This is a genomic window from Streptomyces sp. NPDC048424 (genome assembly GCF_040651555.1).
In the GTDB taxonomy this organism is placed as follows: Bacteria; Actinomycetota; Actinomycetes; order Streptomycetales; family Streptomycetaceae; genus Streptomyces.
In genome coordinates, this window is sequence record NZ_JBEZKE010000014.1 from 194,935 (window position 1) to 221,421 (window position 26,487).

General features: G+C 73.0%; 27 protein-coding genes. 14 read left to right on the top strand and 13 right to left on the bottom strand.

Annotated features, from left to right (window positions below):
* The first annotated feature begins 352 nt into the window (after nucleotides 1-352).
* The 8 genes from AB0D29_RS21595 (at nucleotide 353) to polX (ending at nucleotide 10,394) form a co-directional block, all read left to right on the top strand.
* Nucleotides 353-1,543 carry an aromatic ring-hydroxylating dioxygenase subunit alpha gene (locus AB0D29_RS21595; RefSeq protein WP_362856288.1) on the top strand — a complete coding sequence of 397 codons (1,191 nt, stop codon included), beginning with the start codon at nucleotides 353-355 and terminating at the stop codon, nucleotides 1,541-1,543.
* A gap of 188 nt (nucleotides 1,544-1,731) precedes the next feature.
* Entirely contained in the window at nucleotides 1,732-2,862 is a 1,131-nt protein-coding gene (locus AB0D29_RS21600) for a spermidine/putrescine ABC transporter substrate-binding protein (protein WP_362856290.1), read from the top strand.
* Between the two features lies 1 nt (nucleotide 2,863).
* Nucleotides 2,864-3,772 carry an ABC transporter permease gene (locus AB0D29_RS21605; RefSeq protein ID WP_362856292.1) on the top strand — a complete coding sequence of 303 codons (909 nt, stop codon included), beginning with the start codon at nucleotides 2,864-2,866 and terminating at the stop codon, nucleotides 3,770-3,772.
* Nucleotides 3,769-4,734: an ABC transporter permease gene (locus tag AB0D29_RS21610; protein ID WP_362856294.1), complete on the top strand. Its 966-nt coding sequence runs from the start codon at nucleotides 3,769-3,771 to the stop codon at nucleotides 4,732-4,734. The genes AB0D29_RS21605 and AB0D29_RS21610 overlap by 4 nt, the downstream gene beginning before the upstream one ends.
* A 5-nt stretch (nucleotides 4,735-4,739) precedes the next feature.
* On the top strand, nucleotides 4,740-5,831 hold the full coding sequence (locus tag AB0D29_RS21615; RefSeq protein ID WP_362856296.1) for an ABC transporter ATP-binding protein: 1,092 nt from the start codon (nucleotides 4,740-4,742) through the stop codon (nucleotides 5,829-5,831).
* Between the two features lie 68 nt (nucleotides 5,832-5,899).
* Nucleotides 5,900-7,216 carry an NAD(P)/FAD-dependent oxidoreductase gene (locus tag AB0D29_RS21620; protein ID WP_362856298.1) on the top strand — a complete coding sequence of 439 codons (1,317 nt, stop codon included), beginning with the start codon at nucleotides 5,900-5,902 and terminating at the stop codon, nucleotides 7,214-7,216.
* Between the two features lie 55 nt (nucleotides 7,217-7,271).
* Complete coding sequence (locus AB0D29_RS21625) at nucleotides 7,272-8,609, top strand: aldehyde dehydrogenase family protein (protein WP_362856355.1); 1,338 nt, start codon at nucleotides 7,272-7,274, stop codon at nucleotides 8,607-8,609.
* A gap of 57 nt (nucleotides 8,610-8,666) precedes the next feature.
* Nucleotides 8,667-10,394, top strand: a complete 1,728-nt coding sequence (gene polX, locus AB0D29_RS21630) for a DNA polymerase/3'-5' exonuclease PolX (protein WP_362856300.1) — start codon at nucleotides 8,667-8,669, stop codon at nucleotides 10,392-10,394.
* A gap of 57 nt (nucleotides 10,395-10,451) precedes the next feature.
* On the opposite strand, the gene AB0D29_RS21635 is transcribed toward polX, so the two are convergent.
* On the bottom strand, nucleotides 10,452-11,558 hold the full coding sequence (locus tag AB0D29_RS21635) for a methyltransferase domain-containing protein (protein ID WP_362856302.1): 1,107 nt from the start codon (nucleotides 11,556-11,558) through the stop codon (nucleotides 10,452-10,454).
* Between the two features lie 332 nt (nucleotides 11,559-11,890).
* Between AB0D29_RS21635 and AB0D29_RS21640 the strand changes: the two genes are divergently transcribed.
* Nucleotides 11,891-12,466 carry a S1 RNA-binding domain-containing protein gene (locus AB0D29_RS21640; protein WP_362856304.1) on the top strand — a complete coding sequence of 192 codons (576 nt, stop codon included), beginning with the start codon at nucleotides 11,891-11,893 and terminating at the stop codon, nucleotides 12,464-12,466.
* A 4-nt stretch (nucleotides 12,467-12,470) separates the two neighbouring features.
* Here AB0D29_RS21640 and AB0D29_RS21645 read toward each other — a convergent pair whose 3' ends face one another.
* Together AB0D29_RS21645 and AB0D29_RS21650 are read right to left on the bottom strand one after the other, a co-directional pair.
* On the bottom strand, nucleotides 12,471-13,028 hold the full coding sequence (locus AB0D29_RS21645) for an NUDIX domain-containing protein (protein WP_362856306.1): 558 nt from the start codon (nucleotides 13,026-13,028) through the stop codon (nucleotides 12,471-12,473).
* Nucleotides 13,025-13,939: an NUDIX domain-containing protein gene (locus tag AB0D29_RS21650; RefSeq protein ID WP_362856308.1), complete on the bottom strand. Its 915-nt coding sequence runs from the start codon at nucleotides 13,937-13,939 to the stop codon at nucleotides 13,025-13,027. The genes AB0D29_RS21645 and AB0D29_RS21650 overlap by 4 nt, the downstream gene beginning before the upstream one ends.
* A gap of 304 nt (nucleotides 13,940-14,243) precedes the next feature.
* Here AB0D29_RS21650 and AB0D29_RS21655 point away from each other — a divergent pair, with 304 nt between their 5' ends.
* Nucleotides 14,244-14,483 (top strand): chaplin, encoded by a 240-nt coding sequence (locus AB0D29_RS21655; protein WP_362856310.1) that lies wholly within the window; start codon nucleotides 14,244-14,246, stop codon nucleotides 14,481-14,483.
* A 66-nt stretch (nucleotides 14,484-14,549) separates the two neighbouring features.
* Here the strand turns inward: AB0D29_RS21655 and AB0D29_RS21660 are convergent, their stop codons facing one another.
* The 3 genes from AB0D29_RS21660 to AB0D29_RS21670 all read right to left on the bottom strand — a co-directional run bounded on the left by AB0D29_RS21660 (nucleotide 14,550) and on the right by AB0D29_RS21670 (nucleotide 16,184).
* Nucleotides 14,550-15,299, bottom strand: coding sequence for a carbonic anhydrase (locus tag AB0D29_RS21660; protein WP_362856312.1), 750 nt, complete (start codon nucleotides 15,297-15,299; stop codon nucleotides 14,550-14,552).
* Between the two features lie 73 nt (nucleotides 15,300-15,372).
* Nucleotides 15,373-15,744, bottom strand: a complete 372-nt coding sequence (locus AB0D29_RS21665) for a PadR family transcriptional regulator (protein ID WP_362856357.1) — start codon at nucleotides 15,742-15,744, stop codon at nucleotides 15,373-15,375.
* 62 nt (nucleotides 15,745-15,806) lie between these two features.
* A complete protein-coding gene (locus tag AB0D29_RS21670; protein ID WP_362856314.1) occupies nucleotides 15,807-16,184 on the bottom strand; it encodes an ATP-binding protein in 378 nt (125 codons plus the stop codon).
* Nucleotides 16,185-16,391: 207 nt separating this feature from the next.
* Between AB0D29_RS21670 and AB0D29_RS21675 the strand changes: the two genes are divergently transcribed.
* Nucleotides 16,392-17,039 (top strand): hypothetical protein, encoded by a 648-nt coding sequence (locus AB0D29_RS21675; protein WP_362856316.1) that lies wholly within the window; start codon nucleotides 16,392-16,394, stop codon nucleotides 17,037-17,039.
* A gap of 57 nt (nucleotides 17,040-17,096) precedes the next feature.
* On the opposite strand, the gene AB0D29_RS21680 is transcribed toward AB0D29_RS21675, so the two are convergent.
* The 4 genes from AB0D29_RS21680 to AB0D29_RS21695 all read right to left on the bottom strand — a co-directional run bounded on the left by AB0D29_RS21680 (nucleotide 17,097) and on the right by AB0D29_RS21695 (nucleotide 21,302).
* A complete protein-coding gene (locus tag AB0D29_RS21680) occupies nucleotides 17,097-18,593 on the bottom strand; it encodes a cellulose binding domain-containing protein (protein ID WP_362856318.1) in 1,497 nt (498 codons plus the stop codon).
* Between the two features lie 170 nt (nucleotides 18,594-18,763).
* Nucleotides 18,764-19,135 carry a VOC family protein gene (locus tag AB0D29_RS21685; protein WP_362856320.1) on the bottom strand — a complete coding sequence of 124 codons (372 nt, stop codon included), beginning with the start codon at nucleotides 19,133-19,135 and terminating at the stop codon, nucleotides 18,764-18,766.
* Nucleotides 19,136-19,187: 52 nt separating this feature from the next.
* Nucleotides 19,188-20,315: a PP2C family protein-serine/threonine phosphatase gene (locus tag AB0D29_RS21690; RefSeq protein ID WP_362856322.1), complete on the bottom strand. Its 1,128-nt coding sequence runs from the start codon at nucleotides 20,313-20,315 to the stop codon at nucleotides 19,188-19,190.
* Between the two features lie 201 nt (nucleotides 20,316-20,516).
* Entirely contained in the window at nucleotides 20,517-21,302 is a 786-nt protein-coding gene (locus AB0D29_RS21695; RefSeq protein ID WP_362856324.1) for a LysR family substrate-binding domain-containing protein, read from the bottom strand.
* 58 nt (nucleotides 21,303-21,360) lie between these two features.
* Between AB0D29_RS21695 and AB0D29_RS21700 the strand changes: the two genes are divergently transcribed.
* Nucleotides 21,361-21,765 (top strand): DUF5997 family protein, encoded by a 405-nt coding sequence (locus tag AB0D29_RS21700; protein ID WP_362856326.1) that lies wholly within the window; start codon nucleotides 21,361-21,363, stop codon nucleotides 21,763-21,765.
* A gap of 88 nt (nucleotides 21,766-21,853) precedes the next feature.
* On the opposite strand, the gene AB0D29_RS21705 is transcribed toward AB0D29_RS21700, so the two are convergent.
* Nucleotides 21,854-22,426, bottom strand: a complete 573-nt coding sequence (locus tag AB0D29_RS21705; protein WP_362856328.1) for a YdeI/OmpD-associated family protein — start codon at nucleotides 22,424-22,426, stop codon at nucleotides 21,854-21,856.
* A gap of 4 nt (nucleotides 22,427-22,430) precedes the next feature.
* Nucleotides 22,431-23,378 carry an ATP-binding cassette domain-containing protein gene (locus AB0D29_RS21710; protein WP_362856330.1) on the bottom strand — a complete coding sequence of 316 codons (948 nt, stop codon included), beginning with the start codon at nucleotides 23,376-23,378 and terminating at the stop codon, nucleotides 22,431-22,433.
* 133 nt (nucleotides 23,379-23,511) lie between these two features.
* Between AB0D29_RS21710 and AB0D29_RS21715 the strand changes: the two genes are divergently transcribed.
* Together AB0D29_RS21715 and AB0D29_RS21720 are read left to right on the top strand one after the other, a co-directional pair.
* Nucleotides 23,512-24,810: a sensor histidine kinase gene (locus tag AB0D29_RS21715; protein ID WP_362856332.1), complete on the top strand. Its 1,299-nt coding sequence runs from the start codon at nucleotides 23,512-23,514 to the stop codon at nucleotides 24,808-24,810.
* Complete coding sequence (locus tag AB0D29_RS21720; protein WP_362856334.1) at nucleotides 24,807-25,532, top strand: response regulator transcription factor; 726 nt, start codon at nucleotides 24,807-24,809, stop codon at nucleotides 25,530-25,532. The genes AB0D29_RS21715 and AB0D29_RS21720 overlap by 4 nt, the downstream gene beginning before the upstream one ends.
* Nucleotides 25,533-25,611: 79 nt before the next feature.
* On the opposite strand, the gene AB0D29_RS21725 is transcribed toward AB0D29_RS21720, so the two are convergent.
* Nucleotides 25,612-26,067, bottom strand: a complete 456-nt coding sequence (locus AB0D29_RS21725) for a DoxX family protein (RefSeq protein ID WP_362856336.1) — start codon at nucleotides 26,065-26,067, stop codon at nucleotides 25,612-25,614.
* Nucleotides 26,068-26,487 lie beyond the last annotated feature (420 nt).

Genomic DNA, 26,487 nt, shown 5'->3' on the forward strand with positions numbered 1-26,487 from the left:
CGGGGATGCCCGGGGCTCGCCGCGCGGTGACACCGGTGACGCCGGTGGCGTACGGCAGGGAGGGAGGGGCCGGCCCGGGCGGGTGCCCGGGTGGCGGGGCTGCGTCCGGCCCGACAAAAGGCCCAGAAGTGGAGGAACGCCGGTGCAGCGACGAGAATTACGCTAGCTGACCGATCGGTCAGCGTACAAGTCTTGACCCGGCGGAAATCAGCCAGCAATCTGACTGTCCAATCGGTCAGCAAGGTTGCGGCGTCCGCCTCGGCCTGCTGCCCGCCGCTGGGTCGTCTCGCCCTCCCTCTCTGAACCGGACGCCGAACCGATCGCCGCACAGCCGGCACGGAGGAGTCACCCGATGTACTCCAGAGCCCCCGAACGAACCCCCGAACGAGCCCCCGAACGAACCCCCGCCGAGCAGCCGCCGGTCCAGGACGCCCCCGGGCCCGCGCTGTCAGCCCGCTACTACACCGACCCCGGCACCGCCGCCGCCGAGACGCGGCAGGTCTTCGCCAGGTCCTGGCAGCTCGTCTGCCACGAATCCGACCTGCCCGGCCCGGGCGCCCGGCTCGCCGCCACGGTCGCCGACCGCGAGGTCCTCGTCGTCCGCACCGAGGACGGAGGCCTGGCCGCCCACCTCAACGTGTGCCGGCACCGCGGAACACGCCTGGTCACCGCCCCCGAACCGGACGGCAAGGCCATCCGCTGCCCGTACCACGGCTGGACGTACCGCCTCGACGGCAGCCTGGTCGGCGCCCCGGAGGCCCGGCAGATCCCCTGCCTCGACAAGCCCAGGCTCGGCCTGTTCCCGGCCCGCGTCGAATCCTTCCTCGGCTTCGTCTTCGTCAACCTCGACCCCGACGCCGTACCGCTGGCGGAACAGTGCGCCGGGCTCGCCGAAGCGGTCGGCCACTACGCGGGCGCCGACCTGGTGCCCGTCGGCCGCAGCCGCATCCACGACCTGGCCGGCGCGGAGGTGCAGGAGGCCAACTGGAAGGTGGCGGTCGACAACTACCTGGAGGGCTACCACGTCCCGGTGGCCCATCCCGGGCTGATGCGGCTGCTCGACTACCAGGGCTACACCTGCGAGATCGAGGACTCGTACGCACTGTTCGCCTCGCCGCTGCGGGACAAGCCGTCCTCGAACTGGGCCGAACGCCTCTACCAGCGCATCGCCGCCCCCATGCCCGGCCTCGCCGAGGCCGACCGGCGGGTCTGGCGGTACGCGGTGATCTACCCGAACACCCTCATCGACTTCTACCCCGACCACGTACTGGCCTGGACCGCGATCCCGACGGCGGTGGACCGGGTGGCCGTTCCCGGCGCGTTCTACACCCGGCGCGGCACCGGCCTGCGCACCCGGCTCGCCCGGCGCCTGAACATCCACATCGGCTGGATCACCAACGACGAGGACGCCGAACTGGTCGCCCGCGTCCAGAAGGGACTCTCCACCCCCGGCTTCGAACCCGGGCCCCTGTCCCGCCGCGAGTCGGCGGTCGGCTGGTTCGCCGGCCGCATCCGGGCGGACCTCGACACCGCGGGACAGTGAGCCGTTCCCGCTGAAGGCCCGCCGCGGGCACCACCGTACGGCCCCCCCGGCCGTACCGCCGCCGTAGGCCCGCCCCACCCCGCCCCACCCCGCCCCCGCCGCACCACCCGTCGCACCGGTCCGCGCCGCCCCCCGTCACCACACCGGCGCCCCCCATCCCCCCGAGGCCCCCTACGGAGAGGACCCCCATGTCCCCCGAGGCACTCCGCCCGACCAGACGCTCCTTCCTCCGCGCCGGCACCGCCACGGTCCTCGGCCTCGCCGCCGCCGGCTGCGGATTCGCCTCCGGCGCCGACCCGGCCGGCGAAGCGGCCGGTCAGGCACCGATCGACGTCAAGGTCGACGGCGACCTGGTCTATTTCAACTGGGCCGACTTCGTCGATCCCGCCGTCTTCGAAGGATTCGAGAAGGAATACGGCGTCAAGGTCGTCCAGTCGAACTTCGACTCCATGGAAGGCATGGCCGCCAAGCTCAACGCGGGAAACCGCTACGACATCATCTTCCCCACCGCGAAGTGGTCACAGCGCCTCGCCGCCGGCGGCAGGCTGCGCACGATCGACCACACCCGGCTGAAGAACGCCGAGTCCGTGTTCGGCGGTTACGACTACTTCGCCGACCCCTGGTACGACCCCGGCTCCGCCCACACCGTCCCCTTCACCATGTTCAAGACCGGCATCGGCTGGCGCCGCGACCGGCTCGGCGACCTGACCGGCTCCTGGGACGACCTGTGGAACGCCCAGGCCAAGGGGAAGGTCTTCGTCCTCGACGACCGCGACGAGGTGCTCGGCATGGGAGCCCTCAAGCTCGGCCTCGACCTCACCACCGGCGATCCGGGCGACCTCGCACGCGTCACCGACACCCTGCGCTCGCTCCGCCCCCGGCTGCGCGGCTTCTCCAGCGACAGTTACAACAACCTGCTCAACGGCAACGCCGACATGACCCAGGCCTGGAGCGGGGACATGGCCGCCATGCTCGCCCAGGCCGAGGACCCCGCCGTCTTCGGCTTCGAAGTCGCCCGTGAAGGCGCCCCCGTCAACTCCGACTGCTACGCCATCCCCGCCAACGCACAGCACCCCGGTACCGCGATGCTCTTCATCGACTACATGCTCCGCCCGGAGAACGTGAAGAAGAACATCGAGTACATCGGCTACCCGATGCCGGTCCGCGGCACCGAGGACACCTACACCGCGCTCGTCGAACCCTTCCCCCAGTGCCTGGTCACCGCTGGGGACCTCAAGGACGACCGCTACTTCCGCAACGGCACCGCGGAGGGCGAACAGCACCGCGACGCCGCCTGGACCGACGTGAAGGCCGGCTGACATGCTGCGACGCGAACGATCCGGCCCCGCCGCCCGCCCGCGCGCAGGAACGGCCGCCGCGTCCGGGGCGCGGCTGTGGACCTGGCTCATGCTCCCCGGCACCCTCTGGATGACCGGCTTCCTCCTCGCCTCCCTCCTCCTGGTGGCGACCCTCGCCCTCGGTACCACCGACCCCCTCGGAAACCCCCGCTTCGGACTCAACCCCGACAACTTCGCCGCGCTGGCCGACCCGGCGTACCGCACCGTCCTGCTGCGCTCCCTCGGCTACGCGCTGATCACCTGCCTCATCTGCCTGGCCGTTTCCTACCCGGTGGCCTACGCGATCGCCCTGCACGGCGGACGCTTCAAGAACCTGCTGATCGCCGCGATCGTCGTCCCGTTCTTCGCCAACTACCTGGTGCGGATGTACGGCTGGTCCGTGCTCCTCTCCGACGACGGGCCGCTGCTCAAGGTCCTGCGCGCGATCGGCGTCGCCGACGACGGCACCAAGATCCTCCAGACCGGCCCGGGCGTCATCGCCGGACTCGTCTACGGCTTCGTCGTCTTCATGGTCATCCCGCTGTACGCGGCCATGGAACGCATGGACACCTCGCTCATCGAAGCGGGCCGCGACCTCTACGGCGGCCCCCTGCGGACCTTCCTCTTCGTCACCGTCCCCGCCACCCGGCAGGGCGCGGCCGCCGGCTGCGTCCTCGTCTTCCTGCCCGCCATGGGCGACTTCGTCAGCGCCCAGCTCATGGGAGGTCCCGACCAGATCATGATCGGCAACCTGATCCAGGACAAGTTCTTCCAGGGCCAGAACTGGCCGCTCGGCTCGGCCCTGACCATGCTGCTGATGGCCGTCCTGCTGCTCGGGATGCTCGGCTACCTGCGGCGCACCCGCAAGGACGAGGCGGAGGCGGCCCGATGACCCTCCGACCCGGGCCCCGAGCCTCCCGTACGACCCTTCCCTCACCGCGCGGAACGACCGCGGACACCACCCCTCGCCCCGGCGACACGGCCGGTCCGCACGGGCCCGCCGGACCGCGGCCCCGCCCCCCGCGCCCGCGCCGGCCGCGCCGCGCAGCCGAGCGCAGGCCCCGGTTCGCCATCGCCGTCACCGCGGTCTTCTTCGCGCTGCTCTACCTCCCCGTCGCCGTCGTCGTCCTGTTCTCCTTCAACGCGCAGAAGTCCCTGACCGTCTTCGACGGCGTCAGCCTCCGCTGGTACACCTCGTTCTTCCACGACGACGTGCTCCTCGACTCCCTCGGCATGAGCCTGCGGGTGTCCCTCGTCGCCATGGCGGGCTCGCTCGTCCTCGGCGTGGCCCTGGCCCTGGGCCTCGTACGCAACCGGGGCCGCCTCGGCTCCTTCGCCGGCCTGGTCATGCTCGTACCCCTGATCACCCCGGAGATCGTCACCGGCGTCGCGGCGATGCTGCTCTTCAAGGGGCTGGGCATCACGCTGTCCACCGGCACCGTGATGCTCGCCGAGATCACCTTCTCCATCTCGTACGTGACGGTCATCCTGCGCTCGCGCATCGCCGCCCTCAACCCCGAGGTCGAAGAGGCCGCGATGGACCTCGGCGCCACCCGCAGACAGGCCCTGTGCCTGGTGACGCTCCCCGCGCTGCTCCCCAGCATCCTCGCCTCCGGGGTACTGATCTTCGCCCTCGTCTTCGACGACTTCGTCCTCGCCTACTTCACCACCGGCGTCGACCCGCAGCCGCTGTCCGTCCGCATCTACTCGGCGATCAGGTTCGGAGTCCAGCCCACCATCAACGCCGTCGGCACCCTGATGCTCGTCGGATCCATCGGACTCATCGTCCTCGCGCTCGCCATCCCGCGCCTGTTCGGCCGCCGTGGCGGCCTCGATCTGCTCTCCGGGAAGTGACCCCCATGTACCCGACCCCCGTGTACGACCACCCCGCCGTCCGGCTCGACCGGATCGGCAAGCGGTACCCCAACTCCGAGGCCTACGCCGTCCGCGACGTCACCCTCGACATCGCCCCGGGCGAGTTCTTCTCCCTCCTCGGCCCCTCCGGCTGCGGGAAGACCACCCTGCTGCGGATGACCGGCGGCTTCGCCGACCCCACCGAAGGCAGCGTGCTGCTCGACGGCCAGGACGTCACCGGCCTGCCGCCCAACAAGCGCAACGTCAACACCGTCTTCCAGAGCTACGCCCTCTTCGACCACCTCTCGCTGGCCGACAACGTGGCCTTCGGCCTCAAGCGCAAGGGCGTCGCCCGCGCCGAGATCCGCGAGCGCGTCGCCGACATGCTCGACCTCGTCCAGCTCGGGGGACTGGCCGGCCGCAAGCCGCCCACCCTCTCCGGCGGCCAGCGCCAGCGCGTCGCCCTCGCCCGCGCCCTCGTCAACCGCCCCCAGGTCCTGCTGCTGGACGAGCCGCTGGCCGCCCTCGACCTCAAACTCCGCCGCCGCATGCAGGTCGAGCTCAAGCAGATCCAGCGCGAGGTCGGCATCACCTTCGTCTTCGTCACCCACGACCAGGACGAGGCACTGACCATGTCGGACCGCCTCGCCGTCATGAACGAGGGCCGCATCGAGCAGTGCGGCACGCCCGAGGACGTGTACGAGCGCCCGACGAGCAGCTTCGTGGCCTCCTTCATGGGCACCTCCAATCTCGTTCCCGGCACCTACCGCTCCGGCCGGGTCGTCCTCGACGAAGGCCCCGCCCTGCCCGTCGGCCCCCGGTCCGACGTGCCCGACGGCAGCCGGGTCAGCCTCTCGATCCGCCCGGAGAAGATCTGGCTCTCCGACTTCGAACCGGGCATGGCCAAGGTGAGCGGAGTGGTCCGGGAGACCGTCTACTGCGGACCGACCACCACCTACCTCATCGAACTGGCCCCCGGCGTCACGGTGTCCGTGCTGGAGCAGAACACCGTCCGCTCCCGCATGGAGGACCGGTGGAGCGGCGGCGAGCAGGTCGAGGTCGGCTGGAAGCCCGAACACTGTCTGGTCCTCGACTGAGCGCCGGCGCCGCCGCGCCGCCGCCCCGCCCCGCCCACCGCCCGGTACCGACCGAAGGAAGCACCTCCATGAACCACGACGTCATCGTGCTGGGCGCCGGACTGGCGGGTCTCGCCGCCGCCCGCGACCTGGCCGCGGGCGGGGCCGACGTCCTCGTCGTCGAAGCCCGAGACCGGGTCGGCGGACGCGTCGAACAGACCACCCTCCCCGACGGCCGGCTGGTCCAGCTCGGCGGGGAGGTGGCCGGCCGGGCCCACACCGCCTACACCACGCTGGCCTCGGAACTGGGCCTCACCCTGGTGCCCAGCTACGTCGCCGAACCCGGCGCCCTCGTCCGCGCCACCCCCGAAGGGGTCTCCGCCGCGGACCCGCCCCACTGGTTCGGCCCCGGCGACGCCACCTGCCACGCCAAGGTCACCGCCGCCTTCACCGCGCTCGCCGAGACCGTGGACCCGGCCGACCCCTGGTCGCACCCCGAAGCCACCGCCCTCGACCTGCTGTCCGTCGGCGACTGGCTGCGCGCCCAGGGCGCCACCCCGGCCGTCGTACGCCTCTGGGAGATCGGCCAACTCGCCCTCGCCGACGGCTCCTGCGAACGGACCTCCCTGCTCGCCGCCCTCCGCAAGCACGCCGCCGTACCCGCCACCGGCCACTACGAGTACGAGGCCTGGGAGGGCCTGCGGGTCGCCGAGGGATCGGCGACCGTGGCCCTGCGCATGGCCGAGGGGCTCGCCGGACGGATCCGTACGGGCTCACCCGTCGAGGCGGTCGCGATCCGCCGGCCCGGCCCCTGCACCGTACGCCTCGCCGGCGGCGAGACCCTGACCGCCGGCGCCGTCGTCAGCGCCCTCCCCGTCGGCCCGCTCCGCTCGGTCGCCGTCACCGGAGTGTCCGACGAACGCCTCGCCTCCCTGCACCGCCAACGCCACGCCCTCGCCGCCAAGTTCACCGCCGCGTACGAGCGCCCCTTCTGGCGCGAGCGCGGCCTCAGCGGCCTCTCCGAATGCGAGGGGGTCCTCGGCAGCACCTGGCCGCAGAGCGAGGGCATCCTGTCCGCCCTCGTCCCGCCCGAACGCTACGGCGTCCTCCTCGGCACACCCGCCCCGCTGCGCCCCACCGAACTGCTCGCCGACATCGCCCGCCTCTACGGAGACGAGGCCCACCGGCCGCTCGCCTCGTACCTGCGCCTGTGGGGCACCGACCCCTGGACCCAGGGGTACGTCACCCAGTGGACCCCCGGCGACGTCATGGCCGTCGGCCCCCGGCACGGCACCCACGAACCACCCTTCTACGTCTGCGGATCCGACCAGTGGGTGGCCGGATACATGGAAGGCGCCGTCCGCACCGGACGCGCCGCCGCCGAGGAGGCGCTGCGCCGTGGCTGACCCCCTGCTCAACCACATCGGGGGAGCGGACCGCCCCGCCGCCTCGGGCGCGACCATGGCCCTGACCGACCCCGCCACCGGCCGGGTGCACGGCCACGCCCCGCGCTCCGGCCCCGCCGACACGGACGCGGCCTGCGCCGCGGCGGCCACGGCGTACGCGCACTGGTCCACCAGCACCCCGGCCGCCCGCCAGCGCGCACTGCTCGGCATCGCCGACGCCATCGAGGCACACGCGGACGCCCTCACCGCCGCCGAGACCGCGGACACCGGCAAACCGCCGGAGCAGTTCCGCACCGAGGAACTGCCCGCGATCGCGGACGCCGTCCGCTACTTCGCCGGCGCGGCACGCAACCTCCCGGGCGCCGCCGCGGCCGAGTACACCGAGGGCCGCACCTCCCTCCTGCGCCGGGAACCGGTCGGCGTCTGCGCCCAGATCACCCCCTGGAACTACCCCCTGATGATGGCCGCCTGGAAGATCGCCCCGGCGATCGCCGCGGGGAACACCACCGTGCTCAAGCCCGCCGACACCACCCCCTCCTCCGCCGTGCTCCTGGCCCGGCTCGCCGCCGACCACCTGCCGCCGGGGGTGCTCAACGTGGTCTGCGGGGACCGCGACACCGGCCGGGCCCTGACCGCCCACCCGGACGTCGCCCTGATCGCCGTCACCGGCAGCGTCCGGGCCGGCCGGGAGATCGCGGCGGCCGCGGCCGCCGGGCTCAAACGGGTCCACCTGGAACTGGGCGGCAACGCGCCCGTCCTGGTCCACGAGGACGTGGACGTGGCGGCCACCGCCGCCGCCCTCGCCGCGGTCGCCTACTACAACGCCGGCCAGGACTGCACCGCACCCACCCGGCTCCTCGTCCACCGCCGGATCCACGACGCCTTCCTCGCGGCCTTCGCCGCCGAAGCGGCCAAGCTCCGTACCGGAGTCGACTTCGGGCCCCTCAACAACGCGGCCCAACTCGCATCGGTACGGGCCCTGCTGGACCGGCTACCGACCCACGCCGAGATCGTCACCGGTGGCGGCCGGCCGCCCCGCCCCGGCTTCTTCCACGAGGCCACCGTCGTCGCCGGCGTCCGCCAGGACGACGAGATCGTGCAGGAGGAGACCTTCGGCCCGGTGGTGACCGTCCAGCCCTTCGCCGACGAGACCGAGGCCCTGCACCTGGCCAACGCCGTCCGCTTCGGCCTGGCCGCGAGCGTGTGGACCACCGACCACGACCGCGCCATGCGCGCCACCCGCGCCCTGCACACCGGCATCGTCTGGGTGAACACGCACGGCACCACCGTCTCCGAGATGCCCCACGGCGGGGTCAAGCACTCCGGCTACGGCAGCGACCTCTCCCTGTCCGGCCTCCTGGACTACACCCAGGCCAAGCACGTCATGCTGTGACCCCGTGCCGGGGCCGCCCGACGTGCCCGCGCGCGGCCCGCGGGGCACCCTGGAGGCATGGCCCGAGCCAACGACCAGGTCGAGGCACTCCTCCAGGAGTACGCGGACCTCATCGCGATCCGGGGCGGGGAGGCCTTCAGGGCGCGCGCCTACGAGAAGGCCGCCCGGGCCGTCGGGGGCCACCCGCAGGACGTGTCCACGCTCGACGCCAAGGGCCTGCGCGAGATCCCCCACGTCGGCAGATCGGTCGCCGACAAGATCATCGAGTACCTGCGGACCGGCCGCATGACCGTGGTCGACGAGGCCCGGGCCGACGTACCGGCCGGAGTGCGCGAGCTGGTCGCGATCCCGGGACTCGGTCCCCGCAAGGCCATGGTGCTGTACGAGGAGCTGGGCATCGGCTCCGTGGACCAGCTGGTCGAGGCCATCGGGCAGGAACGGCTGCGCGACCTGAAGGGCTTCGGCGAGCGGACCGAGGACAACATCCTGCACGGCATCTCGGTGCTCCAGGCCGCCGGCGAGGGGCGGATCCTCGTCAGCGCGGCCATGGACGTCGCCGAGCAGCTCGTCGCCGCGCTGTCGGAGATCCCCGGCTGCGTCCGGTGCACGTACGCGGGGTCCCTGCGCCGCATGAGGGAGACCATCGGCGACGTCGACGTCCTGGTGGCGGCCGGCCGGCCGGCTCCGTTCATGGAGGCGCTCATCGCCCTCCCGCAGACGGCCGAGGTCATCGCGCACGGGCAGAAGAAGACCTCCGTACGGACCGCCACCGGCCTCCAGGTGGACCTGCGCGTCCTACCGCCCGCCTCCTGGGGCGCGGGGCTGCAGTACTTCACCGGATCCAAGGCGCACAACATCCGCACCCGCGAACTCGCCGTGCGCCAGGGCCTCAAGCTCTCCGAGTACGGACTCTTCGACGCCGAGAGCGGCGAGAACCTCACCTCCGGTACCGAGGAAGCGGTATACGCCCGGCTGGGACTGCCCTGGATCCCCCCGACCCTGCGCGAGGACCGCGGCGAGATCGCGGCCGGGCTGCGCGGCGAACTCCCGGCCCTCCTCACGGACAAGGACGTCCGCGGCGATCTGCACACCCACACCGACCTCACCGACGGCCTGGCCCCGCTGGAGGACATGGTCGCCGCCGCTGCCGCCCTCGGCTACGCGTACTACGCGGTGACCGACCACGCCCCGAACCTGTCCATGCAGCGCATGACCAGCGAGAAGATCCTCGCCCAGCGCGAGCGCGTACGGGAACTGGACGGCGCGCACCACAAGATGCGGCTGCTGCACGGCACGGAGCTCAACATCGGCCCGGACGGCGCCCTCGACTGGCCCGACGAGTTCCTCGCGGAGTTCGACATCTGCGTGGCCTCCGTGCACTCCCACTTCAACCAGAGCAGGAGCGAACTCACCCGCCGCCTCATCCGCGCCTGCGAGAACCCGCACGTCGCCGTCATCGGCCACCCCACGACCCGCCGGATCGGCAAACGCCCGGGCATCGACGCCGACTTCGACGCGGTCTTCGAAGCCTGCGCGCGGGCGGGCACCGCGCTGGAGGTCAACGCGCACCCCGAACGGCTCGACCTGCGCGACGAGGACATCCTGCGCGCGAAGCGGTACGGCGTGAAGTTCGCCGTGAACTCCGACGCGCACGCCACCACGCATCTGCCGTACATGCGCTACGGGGTGGCGACCGCGCAGCGCGGCTGGCTGACCGCGGACGACGTCATCAACACCTGGCCGCTGACCCGGCTGCGCAGGTTCCTGGCCAAGAAGGACACCTGACGACGGCCCATCGGCGGGGACGAACAAGCCGCCGGGATGCCGAGGACGTCGGGGCGGTCAGCGCGCGAGGACGGCGCGGGCGAGGAAGTGCTGTTCCGCGTCGTCGTACGTCGTCAGCCGCCAGCCCGTGGCGTCGAGCATCGGCCGGAGGTTGGGCTCGGCGAGCGGGTCCTCCGGGCTGAGGGGCCGCCCGTGGCGGGCGGCGCGCTCGGCCCGGCCCGCCGGGTGGAACAGCAGGAGGGAGCCGTCCGGTGCGCTGACGCGCGCCCATTCCCGCAGGGCGGTGCGCGGGCGCGGGAGGTGGTCGAGGAGTCCAGCCGCGAAGACGCCGTGCACCGACGAGGGGCGCAGCGGCAGCCTGGCGCAGTCGGCGAGGAGGAGCCGGCCGGTGGCGGCACGGCCGATGCGGGCGGCCGCCGTGAGCATCGCGTGGGTGACGTCGAGCCCGAGCACCGTGCCCTCGTCGCCCACGTGCGCGCGCAGGGCCGGCATGGCCCGCCCGGTACCGCAGCCGACGTCGACCGCGGTCTGCCCGCGGCGCAGGCCCATGCGGGCGACGGCGGCCTCGTACGCCGGGGTCTGGTAGGCGAAACGCTCCTCCCAGGCGTCCGCACGCCGGGTGAAGAACGCGCGGGTGGCGGTGTGCTCGGAGCGGCCGGCGACCAGCTCGGCGAACCGGGCCGGCAGCAGCCCCCACCAGCGCTCCTCGAGGGGGAGGGGCAGGCCCCAGGCGCTGGCGCCGATGCGGAAAGCGTGGACGCGGTGGTGGTCTTCCGGTGCGATACCGGCGAACAGCGGATCCGAGCCCGACACCGGCGCGGTGCGTACGGGCCTCCGGCCAGGGTGCTCGGTGTGCTGCGGCGCCCCCGCGTCGGCGGCCTCGGCGAGCAGCTCCGCGCCCAGGCCGAGGCCGAGCACGGGCACCTCCGTCGCCAGGGCGCCGCGCAACAGCTCCAGCTCGGCATCGCGGGAGGGGGCGCTCTCGCCGGACCGGATCCGCGCGGCCGTGCCCGTCACCACGACGGCGTCGACCCCGGTGAGGTCCGCGGGCAGATCGCCCTCGCCCGCCCGGTAGACGCGGATGTCCAGCCGGGCCGCTTCCAGGGCCGCACCCACGGCGGAGGGAGCTCCCGCCGGCGCGTGCTGCAGGACGACGACTGCCATCGACCACTCCTTACGTTCGAGCCATGGCGGCATGAAGGAGCCCCTGCGTGCCGAACACCGCGATCGGCATGCAGGGGCTTCCTTGCGTCACGCCCGCCGTGACCGCGAGAGCCGCCAAGCAGTCGGGGAGCGAGCGCCTGAGATCAGTCAATCATTCAAGAGGAGAATCAGTCAATCACTGGTGCACCTGCGAGGCAGGGATTCAATTCTGCTGGCATCTGTGGTTCCGGGTGCGCCCGTCGCGCGGCCCGGGCAGACCGGCACGTCGCCCGGGGGCGCCTTGAGGGCAAGATCGTCCTGCGCGTGGACACCTCGGTGAGAGCCTTGGGGGCATGAGTGCGATGAATGCCGCCGAGAACCCGGAACTCTGGTCGTTCCTGGAACTGCTGGAGCCGGGGCAGGTGTTGGCCGGGACGGTCGCGGCGATCAGGCCGTTCGGGGTGTTCGTGGCGCTGGACGACGGCCCCGGGCACCCGGTCCACCCCGGAGTCGGCTTCATCGGCATCCCCGAGCTGTCCTGGGTGCGCTTCGAAGACGCTTCGGAGATCGTTGAGGTCGGGCAGCGCGTCGTGTGCGAGTTCCTCCAGTTCGACACGTGGAACGGAGAGGCCAGGCTCTCCCTGAGGGCGATGCAGCCGGACCCGTTTCCGCTGTTCGCCGACGGCGTCACCGCGGGGCAGGTCATCGACGGGAAGGTCACCAAGCTGGTGCCGTTCGGGGTGTTCGTCGAGGTCGCCGACGGCATCGAGGGCCTGGTCCACCTCCGGGAGTTCGCGGGGGAGCCCGTGGAATCCCCGGAGGACCGTGTGCAGGTCGGCGACAGGATGAAGGTGGTCATCACCGAGGCCGACCGCGTACGCCGCACCGTGTCCCTGTCCCAGCGGCAGGTCGCCGCCGACCTGCGGTGACGGGTCAGGGGCCCTCGGGCCCCGCTCCGTCCAGGAGCCTCGTGCGCCGCGGGCCGTCGGGCCGGTAGGGGATCGGATCGCCGAGGTGCTGGAAGTGCACGGCCGCCGGCCGCCCGGCCGCGTACGCGTCGAGGCCGGCGCGGCAGTACGCGATGATCGGCTCGGGCAGGTCGTCGAGCCGGTACCAGCCCATCGCGTCGCACACCTCCGGCTCCCGCACCTCCGGCGCCCCCGTCCACCGCCTGACCTCGAAGAACAGGCCGAGCCGGGCGTGGCCCCGGGGGCCGCGGTGATGGACGGTCACCGCCGAGGCCACGTCCCCGAGGGCGATGAGGACGCCCGTCTCCTCCCGGGCTTCGCGGACCACGGCCTCGACCACGTCCTCGTGCGGGCCGTCGAGGTGCCCGGAGGGCAGGTGCCACATCCCGGCCGCGTAGACCGGACCCGCCCGCCGCGACAGCAGGACCTCCGGCCCCCGCTCGCCGTCACGGCGCAGGATCAGGTGCACGTCCACCGGGAGGGTGTACCGGCCGACCGCTCCCGGGTGCCCGCCGGCGGTCACAGCCAGCCCATCTCGGTGTAGAGGCGCCCCGCCCGGATGCCCTCGATCGCCGCCCGGGCGTACGGCACCATCGGCTCCGGCAGCGCGTCCGCCGGCCACCAGTCCCAGCTGACGCACTTCTCCGGCTCGAGGACCTCCTCCGTCCCCTCCCACCGGTGCGCGCGGAAGACCAGCTGCAGGCGCGGCCGCGAACCCGGGGGATCGATCAGGTGCACGACGTGCGTGAGCTCGACGTCCTCGGCCCGCAGCAACAGTCCGGCTTCCTCACGCGCTTCGCGGATCAGGCAGGCGACCGCGGACTCCTGCTCGCAGTGCCCGGCCAGGAAGTGGTGGTGCGAGGCGCCGAACGCCGAGTCGGGGTGGCGCAGTCCGAGCAGGACGCGGCCGTCGCGCTCCAGGTAGAGGTGGGCCCCGACGATGTTGAGGAGGGCCCCGCCGCCCGGTTTCCCGGCGGGCGCCGCGGCCGACGTGCGGCCCGGTTCCGCCCGGTCCACCTGCGCCCGGTGCTGGTCGATCACCTGCTGCGTCCACCGGCACATCGTCAGGTGCGCGGTCGTACCGGCGTCGAACCAGCGCAGCATGATCCCCTCGCTGAGTGGAAGGGCGTCGGCATCACCGTCCCAGGCGCCGACGTAGACCTGGATCCGGCCGGTGGTGCCGCCGGGTCCATGGCAGTCGACGACCGTGAACGGTTCCAGCGCTACCGTCAGCCCGGTCTCCTCCTTCAGCTCCCGCGCGATCGCCTCCCGCGAGGTCTCGTTCCCCTCGCGGCCGCCTCCCGGGATGCTCCACGTCCCCGGGTCGCAGATGTGGGGCTTGTTCGCGTCGCGCAGGTGCAGCAGGTACTGGCCGCGCGGATTGACCAACAGGGCGGCCGTACCGTCTGGTTCGCCGGAAAGGGTGGACGACATGGCGGTCTCCTCCTCGTGCCTCGGATCCGGGCCCGTCACGGGCGACATCCTGCCCCGCTGCCGGACGTCGAATCCGCCGTTCCCCGACGCCGGGCCGCCACCCCTGTCGAACAGGACTCCGTCGAACGGCCCCACGGCCACGGGGCTCAGATGCCCCCAAACGGGGGCTGCCGGGGTACCCCTTCGAGGGAACCGGGCTCCTGAACCAGGTCGGGCGGCGGTCAGCTGCCGAATGAAAGGGGGCGGTCCCCCTCGGGGCCGCGCGGTGCTCCGGCACCGCTGTGCGGTTACAAGGAGATGTCACGTGTCGCGTGTTCTGAAGAGTGCGGGTCTCGCCCTGGTGATGAGCCTGGCGGTCATCGGCGGTGCGTCCTCGGCGTCGGCGGACGCCAAGGCGGAGGGTGCCGCGATCGGCTCGCCGGGTGTCCTCTCGGGCAACGTGGTCCAGATCCCGATCCACATCCCGATCAACCTGTGCGGGAACAGCATCAACGTGATCGGTGCGCTCAACCCGGCTGCCGGCAACGTCTGCGTCAACGCCTGACGGTCGTGAAGCCCGGCTCATCCCGGTCGCGCACAGCGCCGGGATGAGCCGCACGCGCCGCCGCCGTCACGACAGGGTGCGCACCTGCTGGTCGCGCAGTTCGTAGCGGGCGGCGACCACGGCCAGTTCGCCCGCCGCGACCTTCCCGGCGAAGTCGGGCTCGGCCGCGAGCCGGCGACGGACCTCCCGAACGTGTGCGTTGACCGTCGCGTCGACGCGGGCGTCACCGTGCTGACCGTGATCGATGGACGGCCGTATCTGATCGGCCAGGTACCGGATGTGGGCGGGGAGCGGCTCGCCCGTCTCGTCGGCGTGGACCGCCGCGGCCACCGCCCCGCACGACTGGTGGGCCAGCACGAGCACCAGCGGTACGCGCAGCTCCAGAACCCCGTACGCGATGCTCCCCAGCACCGCCTCGTCGAGCACCTCGCCCGCCGACCGTACGGTCAGCAGGTCGCCCAGCCCCTGGTCGAACACCAGCTCCGGCGGCACCCGCGAATCCACGCAACCCAGCACGACCGCGAACGGCTGCTGCCCCTCGACGAGCCGGCGCCGCAGGTACGCGGACTCGTGCGGGTGCTCCTGGCGCTGCGTGCGCCAGCGCTGGTTGCCGGCCGCCAGCCGGCGCAGCGCCTGCGCGGGCGTGGTGACGCGTCCGCCGCTCTCCGCGTCCGCGTCCCGCGCGGCGGCGGAGGCCGGAGAGGCCGAGCCGAGGGCCAGGCCCGCGCCGGCGGCCGCCGTCCCCGCCACGGCGGTGCGCAGCAGGGCGCGGCGACTGCGCGGATCGGCGGCGTGGGTCCGTGTGTTCGAAGACATGGCCGGACGGTAACCCGGCACAGGAGGGCGGGAGTTGGGGCCGCGGGGGTGGTGGCGGGATCCACTCGGTGTCCTACGGGGCGTACCCGGGGGATCCGGGCGGTGCCGCCAAGGGGTCGTGGCCGGCAGGGTGGCCGGCCCGGCGGGCGGCGATCCGGTGGGCGGCGGTCTGCGCGCCCGAGGCCATCCGCCGTGCCTCGGCGGAGAGGGCCGCCTCGCCACTGTCGGTGAGGCGGTGGTATCTGCGCAGACGACCCCGGTGGACCTCCTCGCGGTCGGGCTCGATGAGCCCCTCGGCCGTCAGCCGGTCCAGCACCCCGTAGAGCGTCCCCATCCGCAGCCGGACCTGCCCCTCGGAGAGGGTCTCGGTCTCCCGGACGATGCCGTAGCCGTGGCGGGGCTCGTCGGCCAGCGCGGTCAGCACGTAGAACGCCGTACGCGTCATCTCTCGCGAAGCCATATGCGCCAGAATATCCTGAAATGCAAGATATCCTGGTGAGGAGTCGGTCAGGCGGCCTGAGCGTGCGCCGCCGGGTGCCAGACGGCCTCCACGGCCTTGCCGGCCGCGTGCGGCCGGACCGTCAGGGACGACGTCAGCTCCTGCACGATGCCCCAGCCGAAGCCGCCGCCGTTCTCGGGGTCCCCGGGCCGTGGGACCGGGCGTTCGGTGCTGCTGTCGTGGACCTCGACGACGAGGGCGCCCCGCAGGCAGGCCATCCGCAGCAGCCATCCGCCCTCCGTGTGGCGGACGGCGTTGCCCAGCAGCTCGCTGACCACGACCAGGACGTCGTCCACATCGGCCCACGGGCACCTGGCCTGCAGGAAGCGCACGGCGGCGCGGCGCGCCAGCGCGGTGTCCGCACGGGAAGAGTCGAGGACCAGCATGACAAGCGGCTCCTGCTCGCGAGGGAATGGCTGGAAGTGGGCCGAACGGCCTTGTACCAGCGTCCCAGCCCGCGGGCCCGCCCGGCCATCGGCATTTCGGCTGATGAACCACGGCTGATGGGCCGATGGGCGGCCGGACCGTGCCCGCGCTCGGAAGAGCGGGCACGGCGTGCGAGGCTGTGTCCGGCACAGGGAGGAGACCACACCATGCACACGCCGAGCCGACCCGAAGACCTGGACCACCCCGAGCAGTTGTGGTCGAGGGCGGTGACCATGGCCATGGTCGACGCCGCATGCTCGACCAGCACCGAATTCTCCCTCGACGACGACGGCCTGTGGTGCCACTCCACGGGCGCGGGCGGCTGGTGGCGGCTGACCGTGTTCGACGGGGAACGCGCCGTGTTCTGCGGCCAGGACCCCGACGGCAGCCACACCCATGCCGCCGGCGAGCAGATCGACTTCCTGGCGGGCGGCCCCGCATGGCTGCCCTGGGAGCTCCTGAGGGACGACGCCGACGGGAACCTCTTCGGCTTCGTCTACTGGTGGGAGGACGGCGCCTGGCACCGGATCTCCTACCCGGACGAGCTGAGGGAGGACGGGCTGGACGGGGCCGCCCCCTGGGTCGGCTCGCACGAGGAGTTCCTCGAGCTCACCGTGTCCGCGTACGACGCCCCGTACGACCGTGCGCGGAACCTGACCGAGGCCGTCGCCCGGTTCGAGGCGCTGGCGCGGGAGCGCAAGGCCGACGCGGAGGCTGTGGCGGCCCTGCTGGCCCCGGGCCACACCGAAGGCCGCCCCGCGCCGCGGCCGGAGGTGGCGCTCGACCTCGCCGCCCGCGCCGGCATCCTCGCGTAGTGCGTGACGGGCCCGCCGCACCTCATGTGCGGCGGGCCCGTGGGCCGTTCGGCGCGGCTACTTGAGCGCGGCGAACGCCTTGGTGAAGGCCAGCGGCTGCTGGAGGATCGAACTGCACGTGGCATCGGCGTAGTTGACGGCGCCCGCCGCACACTGCTTGTCGCGCGTCGAGGACCACATGGCCAGCCGGCCGATCCCCTTCGATGCCGCGAACTCCACCAGCTGCGTCGCGTCCGCGACGGTGAAGATCTCGCTCGTGACGTCGTTCACGCCGATCATCGGCGTGACGGCCACGGCCTTCCACGCCGCCGCGTCGGAGAGCCCGAGCACACCCTTGAGCTGGGCCTGGGTGGCCGTCGCGGCCTGGATCGCGTACTGCCCCATGTCCCCGCTGTACGCCGGCCCGTAGTCCATCGTCATGATGTTGACGGCGTCCACCCGCACGCCGTTCTTCTTGGCGTCGGCCAGCAGCGCCACACCCGGCTGGGTCAGTCCTTCGGGCATCACGGGCAGGGTGAAGGCGACGTCCAGGCCGGGGTGGGACTTCTGCAGCCGGGCGATGGCCTGCGCACGGCGCGCGTTGGCCGCGGTGTCCGGCAGGGCCGCGCCCTCGATGTCGAAGTCCACCTTGGTGAGCCGGTACTGGTCGACGACCTTCCCGTACGCGGCTGCCAGCTCGTCCACGGTGGCACAGTTCAGCGTCAGTTCGTGCCCTGCGGCACCGCCGAACGACACCCGTACGTCACCGCCCTTGGCGCGCAGCGCGCCGATCTGCGCCGCGACCTTGTCGCTCGCGAGGTCCGTGACACCGCCCCACAGGGGAGCGCAGCCGCCGCCCGAGGTGATGAAGGCGAGGTGGAACTCCTTCACGCCGGTCTTGGTCGCGGTGTCGACCAGGTCGTAGGCGGGGTACAGGGAGGTGTCCACGTACGGGGCGAAGCGAGCACCGCTGCCACCGGGGGCCGGGACGGGCGTGGTGGGGGTCGACGTGGGGGAGGGCGCCGTGGTCTTCGTCGGCGCGGCGGAGGTGGCGGGCGCGGTCGGCGTCGCGGGTGCGGTCGCGGTGACGGTGGGACGGGCGGTGGGCCGCCCGCTCGGCTGGGCCGTCGCGCCCTGGTCCACGGAGCACTTCACCCCGTTGATCAGGCACCCGGTCGGGTCGCCGGGGGAGCCGGACCCGCTGGTGACGAAGCCGACGGTGACGGAGGCCCCGGCGGCGAGCTCCCGGTTCCAGGCCGCGGGCTTCACGGTGACCCGCCGGCCGGAGACGGTGTGGGCGCCGTTCCACAGGGAGTCGATCTTCGTACCCGCCGGCAGGTCGAACTGCAGCGTCCAGTCCGACTGCGCCTGGCCGGTGTGGTTGGTGATGACGTACTGGCCGGTGTAACCGCCGCTCCAGGAGCTGGACTTGGTGTACACGGCGCCGACGGAGGCCGCCTGGGCGGTTCCGGTGAAGGCGAAGGCCGCGCCTGCGATCACGGCCGCCGCCACGACCGCTCCCGTGATCTTCGCCTTGCGGCTCGTCCTGCGCCGGTGCCCGACTGTGCTGCCCATCGCGTGCCTGCCTCTGTGTTACCGGGGAGTTGGGGTATGCGGCAGCACGCTAGCCGCACCGAAACGGACATTCGTTCGTTTCGGCGCGCCCCCGGTGAGTCTTAGGTTCCACTTAAGGCAGGGACAAGAGGGGGATCAGGAAGCGGGTTGTCGGGGCCGCCGTTCGGCGATCAGCCGTGGGTGGTGTCGATCACGCAGAACCGGTTGCCCTCGGGGTCGGCCAGCACGATGAAGTCGGGGTCCTCGGGGTAGGAGTCCCAGTCGACGTGCCGGGCACCCAGCGACACCAGGCGCGCCACCTCCGCCGCCTGCTCCGCCGCGTCGGCCACGTACAGGTCGAGGTGGACGCGCGGGCGTTCCTGTACGGGCGTGACGCTGCGGCCCAGCGCCAGGCCGGGCCCGCCGCCGTCCGCGGGGACCAGGACGGTCCAGCCCTCGTCCACCTCGCCGTCGCGCGGGACGTAGCCGAGTGCCCGGCTCCAGAATTCCGTGGCGCGCCGTACGTCCTCGGCGCCCATGACGATCGTTCCGATGGTCAGCATGATCCGATTCTGGCAAACCCCGATCCCGTTCCCGCAGGGGCCCGTTCGACTCCTACAGGGGTCGTTCGATCGCCACCATCGCCGCGTCGTCGCCCAGCGTGTTGCCGGTCGCGTGCGCGAGCAGGTCCCGGCACAGGTGGTCGAGCAGCGCCCGCGGGTGCATGCCGGAGCAGGCGGCCACGCGCTCCGCGAGGGGGTAGAAGGCGCCCTCCCGGTCACGCGCCTCCAGAACGCCGTCCGTGTAGAGGAGCAGGACGTCACCCGCCGCGAAGGCGAAGGTCTGCGCCGTGACGGGCGCGGCCACGAGCCCGGCGAGGCCCAGGGGCGGCCCGGGCTGGGACACCTCCAGGCGCACCACCCCGCCGGCGCGGGGCAGGAGGAGCGGCGGCGGATGGCCGCAGCTGACCAGGTGCAGGACCGGTTCCGCGTCGGGGACGTCCAGGACGGCCGCGGTCACGAAGCTCTCGCCGCCCTCGCCCGGTACGCCGCCGGGGCCGTCGTCCTCCGAGCCGTCCAGGTCCGGGGAGAGCGCCGCCTCCAGGTAGTTCACCAGGCCCGGCAGCTCGGCCTCCTGGTGGGCGGCGGCCCGGAAGGCGCCGAGTACGAGCGCGGCGTCCCCGACCGCCTCCAGGCCCTTGCCGCGGACGTCACCGATGATCAGCCGCGTCCCCGTGGCCGTACGGGCCGCCGCGTACAGGTCGCCGCCGATCTGGGCCTCGGCCGCCGCCGCGAGGTACACGGAAGCGACGCTCAGCGGCCCCATCCGGTCGCGCAGCGGCCGCAGGACCACCTCCTGGGCGGTCTCCGCCACCGAGCGCAGCTGGACCAGCTCCTTCTCGTGCACCTCGCGCAGGTGGGCGAAGAACGTCACGAACCCCGAGATCATGACGAGCGCGATGATCTGAAAGGTGTGGTTCAGATCGGTCAGGCTGGTGCGCGCCATCGCGACGACCACCTGGGCCAGCACGGCGATCAGGCCCACGAAGCCCGTCATCCAGGGACCCGCGAACGAGGCCGTCACCGCCGGTGCGGCGACCAGGAACGGCCCGAGGTGGACGTCCGGCGGAGCGAGGACGTCGACCAGCGTCACGAGGGCGATCAGCGCGAACGGGACCGCCAGCTGTGCGTGGCTGACCCGCAGGGCTCGGTGGTGAGGGGGGCGTGCCGGCCGGAGATCCATCCCACCTGCATACACCGCGAGGCGATCCGGATCCCCGAGGCCAGGCCGTCGGGGCCACGGGCTGGTCGGTCGGATCGGGCCGGACGACAGGCCGTGGCCGGCCCTTCCCGGGTCCTCGCGGGCGCTTCCGTGCCCTCGACGGAGCTTCCGTGCCCTGCCGGCCTTCCGGAGCCTCGCCGGCCGTTCCGGTTCCTCGCCGGCCTACGGCCTGCGGCGGGGCTTGCCGCTCTTGCCGCCCTTGCCCGCCTTGGCGCCGCCGGAGCCACCCCGGGGGTTCTTGCCCGTGGCCTTGCCGGACGCGGTCTTCCGCTGGGCGCCGGAGCCCGATCCCGTCTCGGGACGCTTGCGCTTCGCCTTCGGCTGCGGCGGCGTCGGAGGGCGCCCCCGCGTGCTGTTCACGGTCCGGCCGCGGACGATCCCGATGAACTCCTCCACCAGATCGGTGGTCTCCTCCTGCGGCCACGACAGCGCGACGCGCGACTCGGGCGCGTCCGGGACCGGCCGGTAGGTGAGGTCCTTGCGGTGGTGCAGACGGGCCAGCGACTGCGGAACGACCAGCACGCCGATCCCGGCCGCCACCAGCTCGATCGCGTCCGCCGTCGTCGCGGGGCGCTCGATCGCGGGCCGTCCGGGCAGCTGCTCCCACACGAGGGTGTCGTCGAGGGGATGCAGCACGATCTCGTCGGCCAGGTCCTCGGTGGACACCTCTTCGGTCGCCGCCATCAGGTGGTCCTTGGGGATCACCACCACCGTGGTCTCGGTGTACAGCGGGATCGCGCTGAGGTCCGTACGGTCGACGGGCAGCCGGACGAATCCCGCGTCGGCGCCGCCCTCCCGCAGTACGCCGAACGCCTCGCCGGGGGACACCGCGACAAGGGTCAGCGGGACGTCCGGCAGCCGCTCGTTCCAGATCCGCACCCACTTGCTGGGTGTCACCCCCGGGACATAAGCGAGCCGGAACGAATGGGGTACTTCCGAGCCTGTCACCCCGCCAGGTTACCCGTCGTGGTCGGAGGTAGCGCACACGCTCGATACTCTTGACACCATGACGTCGCACCAGAACACCCAGACGATGAAGCCCGCGACCGCGGCGAAGAAGCTGGGCGTGTACCTCGAGGCCACCCCCGCTGAGTTCCAGGAGGGTGTCGTCTCGCGCAACGAATTGAGTGCGCTCCAGGCCGATCCGCCCGAGTGGCTGCAGGAGCTGCGCCGCAACGGTCCGCACCCCCGGCCGGTGGTCGCGGCCAAGCTGGGCGTGTCCATCGCCGGCCTCGCCCGCGGAGGAGTCACCGAGCCCCTCACCACCGAGCAGATCGAAGCGCTGAAGCAGGAATCCCCCGAGTGGCTGCAGAAGGAGCGCGCCACCCAGGCCGAGGTCCGCAAGGAAGCGGTCCGGATCAAGGAGAAGAACGCGGAGCGGGCCGAGAAGGCCCGCGGACAGGAGTCCTGACCTTCGGCTCCGGTTTCCGTCAGGCCTGGCTTCCCCCGGGGAGGCCGGGCCTGACGCCTTTTCCCGTGCAGTATTCCCCGGACGGGGCCTAGGTCCTGTCCCCGGTCAGGGCGCGCAGGGCCTTGTCGAGCCGGGCCTTCCGGCTCTCCGGAGTGAGAGCCTGGAGCAGCGGCAGGATCAGCTGGTAGCGCCCGGTCTTGTCCAGCGCCTCGAACGCCTTCCGGGCTTCGGGGTGCGCGTCGAGGGCCGCCGCGAGATCGGGCGGCACCGCCGCCGCCTTCTGCGACGCGTAGGCGCTCGCCCACCGGCCGTCCGCCTGCGCCCTGCGCACCTCGGCGAGCCCCGGTTCGCGCATCCGCCCCGCGGCCGTCAGCGCCGCCACCTTGTCCACGTTCACCCGCGACCACAGGCTCTTGGGACGGCGCGGCACGTACTTCTGCAGGTAGTGGCGCTCATCGAGGGCGCGCCGCTGGCCGGAGATCCAGCCGTAGCACAGCCCGATGTCGACCAACTCGTCATCGGTGACCGACGGGATGCCGGACTTCTTCTTGGCCACCTTGATCCACACGCCCTCGTGCCGCGTGTGGTGCTCGGCGAGCCAGCCCTCGAACGCCTCGGCGTCCGCGAAGCCGACGATCTCCACCCCGCCCAGTTCGTCCATGCGCTCAGGCTATCTCCCGACCCGGCCCGTGATCGTCCCCGCCGGGGCGACCGTCCCCCCGGCCGCCGGCCGCGAGCTCGTCCAGCACCTCCTCCAACGAGGGCCTGCGGGTGTCGAGTTCGAGCACCACGATGCCGTGCTCGGTGGCGAGCGCGCCGACGCGTTCCGCCGTCATGCCCGTCACGGCGAGCCGCCCGGCCCCTGACAGGCGGGCCCGGACGACCGTGGCGCCCTCGCCCGCCAGTACGGCGGCCAGCTCGGCGCAGCGCGGAGTACCGACCACGACCCGTGCCGCCGTGCCCCGCGCGGCGAACTCGTCCACGGACTGCGCGGCGACCACCCGGCCCCGCCCGAGGACGACGATCCGGTCGGCGGTGTCCGCCGCCTCCGCGGCGCGCTCGCCGGTGATCGCGACCGTACGGCCCTGCGCGGCCAGCGCGCGCAGGAGCCGGCGGGCCCACCGCACCCCTTCGGCGTCCAGACCGGCCAGCGGCTCGTCCAGCACCAGCACGGGCGGATCCCCCAGAAGCGCGGCGGCGATGCGCAACCGCTGCCGCATCGCGGGGGAGTACGTCGCCACGCGCCGCCGCGGCTCCCGCGACAGGCCCGTCTCCGCGAGGACTTCAGCCACCCGGCCGGACCCGATGCCGTGCTCGCGGGCCAGTGCCCGCAGGAACGCCCTCGCGGTGCGCCGGCCGGGCAGCGCGGCCTGCTCGGGCAGGGACCCGACCTGGTGCGGGCTCCGCGGGCGGCCGCGCGGCGGGACTCCGCAGACGGTGACCGTGCCCGCCGTGGGGGAGTCCAGCCCCAGGATCAGGCGCAGCGCGCTGGTCTTGCCGGCGCCGGCGGGGCCGAGGACCGCCGTGACGGTCCCCGGCCCGGCCGTGAGGGACAGCCGGTCGACGGCGGCCCTGCCGCCGTGCATCTTGGTGAGTTCCTTGACCTCGATCACACGGCTCACCCTGCCGGGAGACCCGGCCCGCGGGCATCGGGCCGTCGGCGGCAAGCGCGGGGGGAGCCACCACCCGGGGGCGTAAGCCCGGGGGCCGATGTCCGCACGCGGGTACGCCGGTTACCGTCGCGGCATGGACACCCCACCCACGAACGCGAAGAGCGCGAAGACCGCGAAGCGCGCCGAGAGCGCCGACCAGCGAGTGCAGGACGACCAGCGAGTGCAGGGCGCCGACGGCCCCGCGCCGAAGCCGCCGTCGGCCCTCGCGGCATGGGGCGGAGCCGCCCTCTACCTCCTCATCCCGGGCCTGCTGATCGGCGGGGTCCCGGACGCGGCCGGGCCGCTCCAGGGGGCGGTGCTGCTGCTCGCCGTCACCCCGCTCTACGGACTCCTGCGACGTCGGCCCCTGGTCGCGCTGACCCTGACACTCCTCGGGGGCGTGCTCGTCGCGGGATCCAGCAGGGACCATAGCCCGGGCCGGTTCCTGGTGTTCATGGCCGCGGACCTCGCGCTCGGCTTCATCGTCGCCACCCGCTCCCGGCGGGACAGGCTCATCGCCACCGCCATGGTCGTCGTCATTGAGCTCCCGGCCGTCGGACTGCTGTCGATCGGGCCCTACGACATGATGAGCAGCGGCCTGATCGGCTCCCTTTCCCTGGGAGCCGTCTACATGACCGGCCTGCGGTTCCGCGAGCGCCGGGAACACACGGTGGAACTGCGGACGAAGGAGGTCTCCGAGGCGGTGACCGCGGAACGGCTGCGCATCGCACGCGAGTTGCACGACATGGTCGCCCACAGCGTCGGCGTGATCGCCATCCAGGCCGGTGTGGGCAGCCGGGTCATCGAGACGCAGCCGGCGGAGGCCCGCGCCTCCCTGCGGGCCATCGAGGCCATCAGCCGCGAGACCCTGTCGGGCCTTCGTCGTACGCTGGTCGCGCTCCGCCAGGCGCAGCCGGACGGGCCCCACGAGCAGGCACCGCTCGGCCCCGCCCCGGGCCTCGCGGAGCTCGGCGCCCTGGTGGCCACGACCGCCGCCGCCGGAGTGCGGGTCGACGTACGGCGGGAGGGGGAGGAGCGCCAACTCCCCTCCGACATCGATCTGTCGGCGTACCGCATCGTGCAGGAGGCGCTGACCAACGTGGTGCGCCACGCCGGCACCGGGCACTGCCGGGTCACCATCGGATACGGGGAACAGGAGCTGACCGTGGAGGTCGTCGACGACGGGCGGGGAACGCCCGAGGGCATCGGGAGCACGGGATTCGGCATCACCGGGATGCGCGAGCGGGTGAGTCTGCTGCACGGCCGGTTCAGTGCCGGGGCCCGTCCCGGCGGTGGTTTCCGGGTCGAGGCGGCCCTGCCGCTGCCCGCGCCGGCGTCGGTGCCCGTCAGTGCGCCGGCAGCGGTGGCCGGGGGCGAGGGTGAGGCCCGATGACCGGGGCTCCCGCGCGGCCGGTCCGCGTACTGCTCGTGGACGACCAGCCGTTGGTCCGCTCCGGCCTGCGCGTGCTGATCGCGGACACCGTCGACCTGGAGGTCGTCGGCGAGGCCGGTACGGGCTCGGAGGCGGTGCGCCTCGCCGCGGAACTGCGCCCCGACGTGGTCGTGATGGACATCCGGATGCCGGGCATGGACGGGATCGAGGCCACCAGGCTGATCACCGAGGGCGCCGGTCCGGGCGGGACCGGCGGGACCGACGGGACCGGTGGGACCGAGTCCGTCAGGATCCTCGTCCTGACCACCTTCGACGAGGACGACCACGTCTACGGGGCGCTGCGCGCCGGGGCGAGCGGGTTCGCCGTGAAGGACATGGCCCTGGAGGAGATCCTCGCGGCGATCAGGATCGTCGCCGCCGGAGACGCCCTGATCGCGCCGGGTGTGACGCGCCGGCTGATCGCGGACTTCGTCCGGCGGCCGGGGCCCGCGGCGCCGGAGCCGGTCCTGCGGTCCGTCGCCGGTATCACCGAGCGGGAGCGGGAGGTCCTCACCCTGGTGGGGCGGGGCCGCTCGAACGGCGAGATAGCCGAGGAGTTGTTCATCTCGGCCGCCACGGCCAAATCGCACGTGTCGCGTCTGTTCACCAAGCTCGGCGCCCGGGACCGGGTCCAACTCGTCATCACGGCCTACGAGATGGGGCTGGTCGCGCCGCCCCGATGAGGGGCCGGCCCGGGCGCCGGAGCGGGTGACGGTGACGGTGCCGCCGGAGGGGACGGTGGCGGGGCGGAGGAACGATTCCTCAGGCGGTTACGGTCTCCGTGCGGGCTTCGTCCCGGCGGCCGGAGGACGTGGCCGGGCGGGAGGCGAACAGTCCGTCCACGGCGAGGGCGCCGGGACCGGTGAAGACCAGCAGGAGGAAGCCCCAGCAGAACATCGCGGAGGCCTCGCCGCCGTTCTGCAGCGGCCAGAGCGCACCGGGCTGGTGCACGGTGAAGTAGGCGTACGCCATCGACCCGGAGGCGACGAAGGCGGCCGACCGGGTGCCGAGGCCCAGCAGGACCAGGACGCCGGCGACCAGCTGGATCGCGGCGGCGTACCACCCCGGCCAGGTGCCGGTGGCGACCGTGCCGCCGCCGTGGGCGCCGCCGAGGACGCCGAAGAGCGAGGCGGCGCCGTGCGAGGCGAACAGCAGTCCGATGACGATCCGGAACAGGCCGAGGGCGTAGGGCTGGGCATGGTGGAGACGTGTGTTCACGGGGGGAGGCTCCTTCGGTTGGGGACGGGTCCCGAAGTCGTGCCGAGATGTGGAAGCGGAGCGAGCCAATGGTTAGGTATGCCTAAGTGGTGTGGCAAGCGCGAGTTTCGGCCACCGGCGGAGGGGGATCCGACGCTACCTCGCCTGCGCGAGGCCGGACCGGTGGCGCGCGGGTTGGCTGCGCGGGTTGGCTGCGCCGCTTGGGCGGGGTGCGGCGGGGGCCGGTTGTGCCGGGGTCGGGCGCCGGTCGGCTGCGCCGCTTGGGCGGGGTGTGGTGGGGGCCGGTTGTGACGGGGTCGGGCGCGCGCCGGGGTGTCTCCTCGGGCGCCGAACGTGGCGGGGGGTCGGAGAGCGGAGCCCCGAGGCGTTCGGCGCCCTGCGGGGATCACCCCGACACACACCCGACCCCGCCCCAACCGG

Bases quoted from the DNA above. Each gene is read 5' to 3' on its own strand.
- AB0D29_RS21650 (WP_362856308.1), bottom strand. From the start codon at position 13,939: ATGTCGTCCACCCTTTCCGGCGAACCAGACGGTACGGCCGCCCTGTTG.
- AB0D29_RS21715 (WP_362856332.1), top strand. From the start codon at position 23,512: ATGGACACCCCACCCACGAACGCGAAGAGCGCGAAGACCGCGAAGCGC.
- AB0D29_RS21595 (WP_362856288.1), top strand. From the start codon at position 353: ATGTACTCCAGAGCCCCCGAACGAACCCCCGAACGAGCCCCCGAACGA.
- AB0D29_RS21610 (WP_362856294.1), top strand. From the start codon at position 3,769: ATGACCCTCCGACCCGGGCCCCGAGCCTCCCGTACGACCCTTCCCTCA.
- AB0D29_RS21675 (WP_362856316.1), top strand. From the start codon at position 16,392: ATGCACACGCCGAGCCGACCCGAAGACCTGGACCACCCCGAGCAGTTG.
- AB0D29_RS21670 (WP_362856314.1), bottom strand. From the start codon at position 16,184: ATGCTGGTCCTCGACTCTTCCCGTGCGGACACCGCGCTGGCGCGCCGC.
- AB0D29_RS21720 (WP_362856334.1), top strand. From the start codon at position 24,807: ATGACCGGGGCTCCCGCGCGGCCGGTCCGCGTACTGCTCGTGGACGAC.
- AB0D29_RS21625 (WP_362856355.1), top strand. From the start codon at position 7,272: ATGGCCCTGACCGACCCCGCCACCGGCCGGGTGCACGGCCACGCCCCG.
- AB0D29_RS21635 (WP_362856302.1), bottom strand. From the start codon at position 11,558: ATGGCAGTCGTCGTCCTGCAGCACGCGCCGGCGGGAGCTCCCTCCGCC.
- AB0D29_RS21640 (WP_362856304.1), top strand. From the start codon at position 11,891: ATGAGTGCGATGAATGCCGCCGAGAACCCGGAACTCTGGTCGTTCCTG.
- AB0D29_RS21690 (WP_362856322.1), bottom strand. From the start codon at position 20,315: ATGGATCTCCGGCCGGCACGCCCCCCTCACCACCGAGCCCTGCGGGTC.
- AB0D29_RS21705 (WP_362856328.1), bottom strand. From the start codon at position 22,426: ATGGACGAACTGGGCGGGGTGGAGATCGTCGGCTTCGCGGACGCCGAG.
- polX (WP_362856300.1), top strand. From the start codon at position 8,667: ATGGCCCGAGCCAACGACCAGGTCGAGGCACTCCTCCAGGAGTACGCG.
- AB0D29_RS21605 (WP_362856292.1), top strand. From the start codon at position 2,864: ATGCTGCGACGCGAACGATCCGGCCCCGCCGCCCGCCCGCGCGCAGGA.
- AB0D29_RS21660 (WP_362856312.1), bottom strand. From the start codon at position 15,299: ATGTCTTCGAACACACGGACCCACGCCGCCGATCCGCGCAGTCGCCGC.
- AB0D29_RS21615 (WP_362856296.1), top strand. From the start codon at position 4,740: ATGTACCCGACCCCCGTGTACGACCACCCCGCCGTCCGGCTCGACCGG.
- AB0D29_RS21680 (WP_362856318.1), bottom strand. From the start codon at position 18,593: ATGGGCAGCACAGTCGGGCACCGGCGCAGGACGAGCCGCAAGGCGAAG.
- AB0D29_RS21700 (WP_362856326.1), top strand. From the start codon at position 21,361: ATGACGTCGCACCAGAACACCCAGACGATGAAGCCCGCGACCGCGGCG.
- AB0D29_RS21665 (WP_362856357.1), bottom strand. From the start codon at position 15,744: ATGACGCGTACGGCGTTCTACGTGCTGACCGCGCTGGCCGACGAGCCC.
- AB0D29_RS21600 (WP_362856290.1), top strand. From the start codon at position 1,732: ATGTCCCCCGAGGCACTCCGCCCGACCAGACGCTCCTTCCTCCGCGCC.
- AB0D29_RS21685 (WP_362856320.1), bottom strand. From the start codon at position 19,135: ATGCTGACCATCGGAACGATCGTCATGGGCGCCGAGGACGTACGGCGC.
- AB0D29_RS21620 (WP_362856298.1), top strand. From the start codon at position 5,900: ATGAACCACGACGTCATCGTGCTGGGCGCCGGACTGGCGGGTCTCGCC.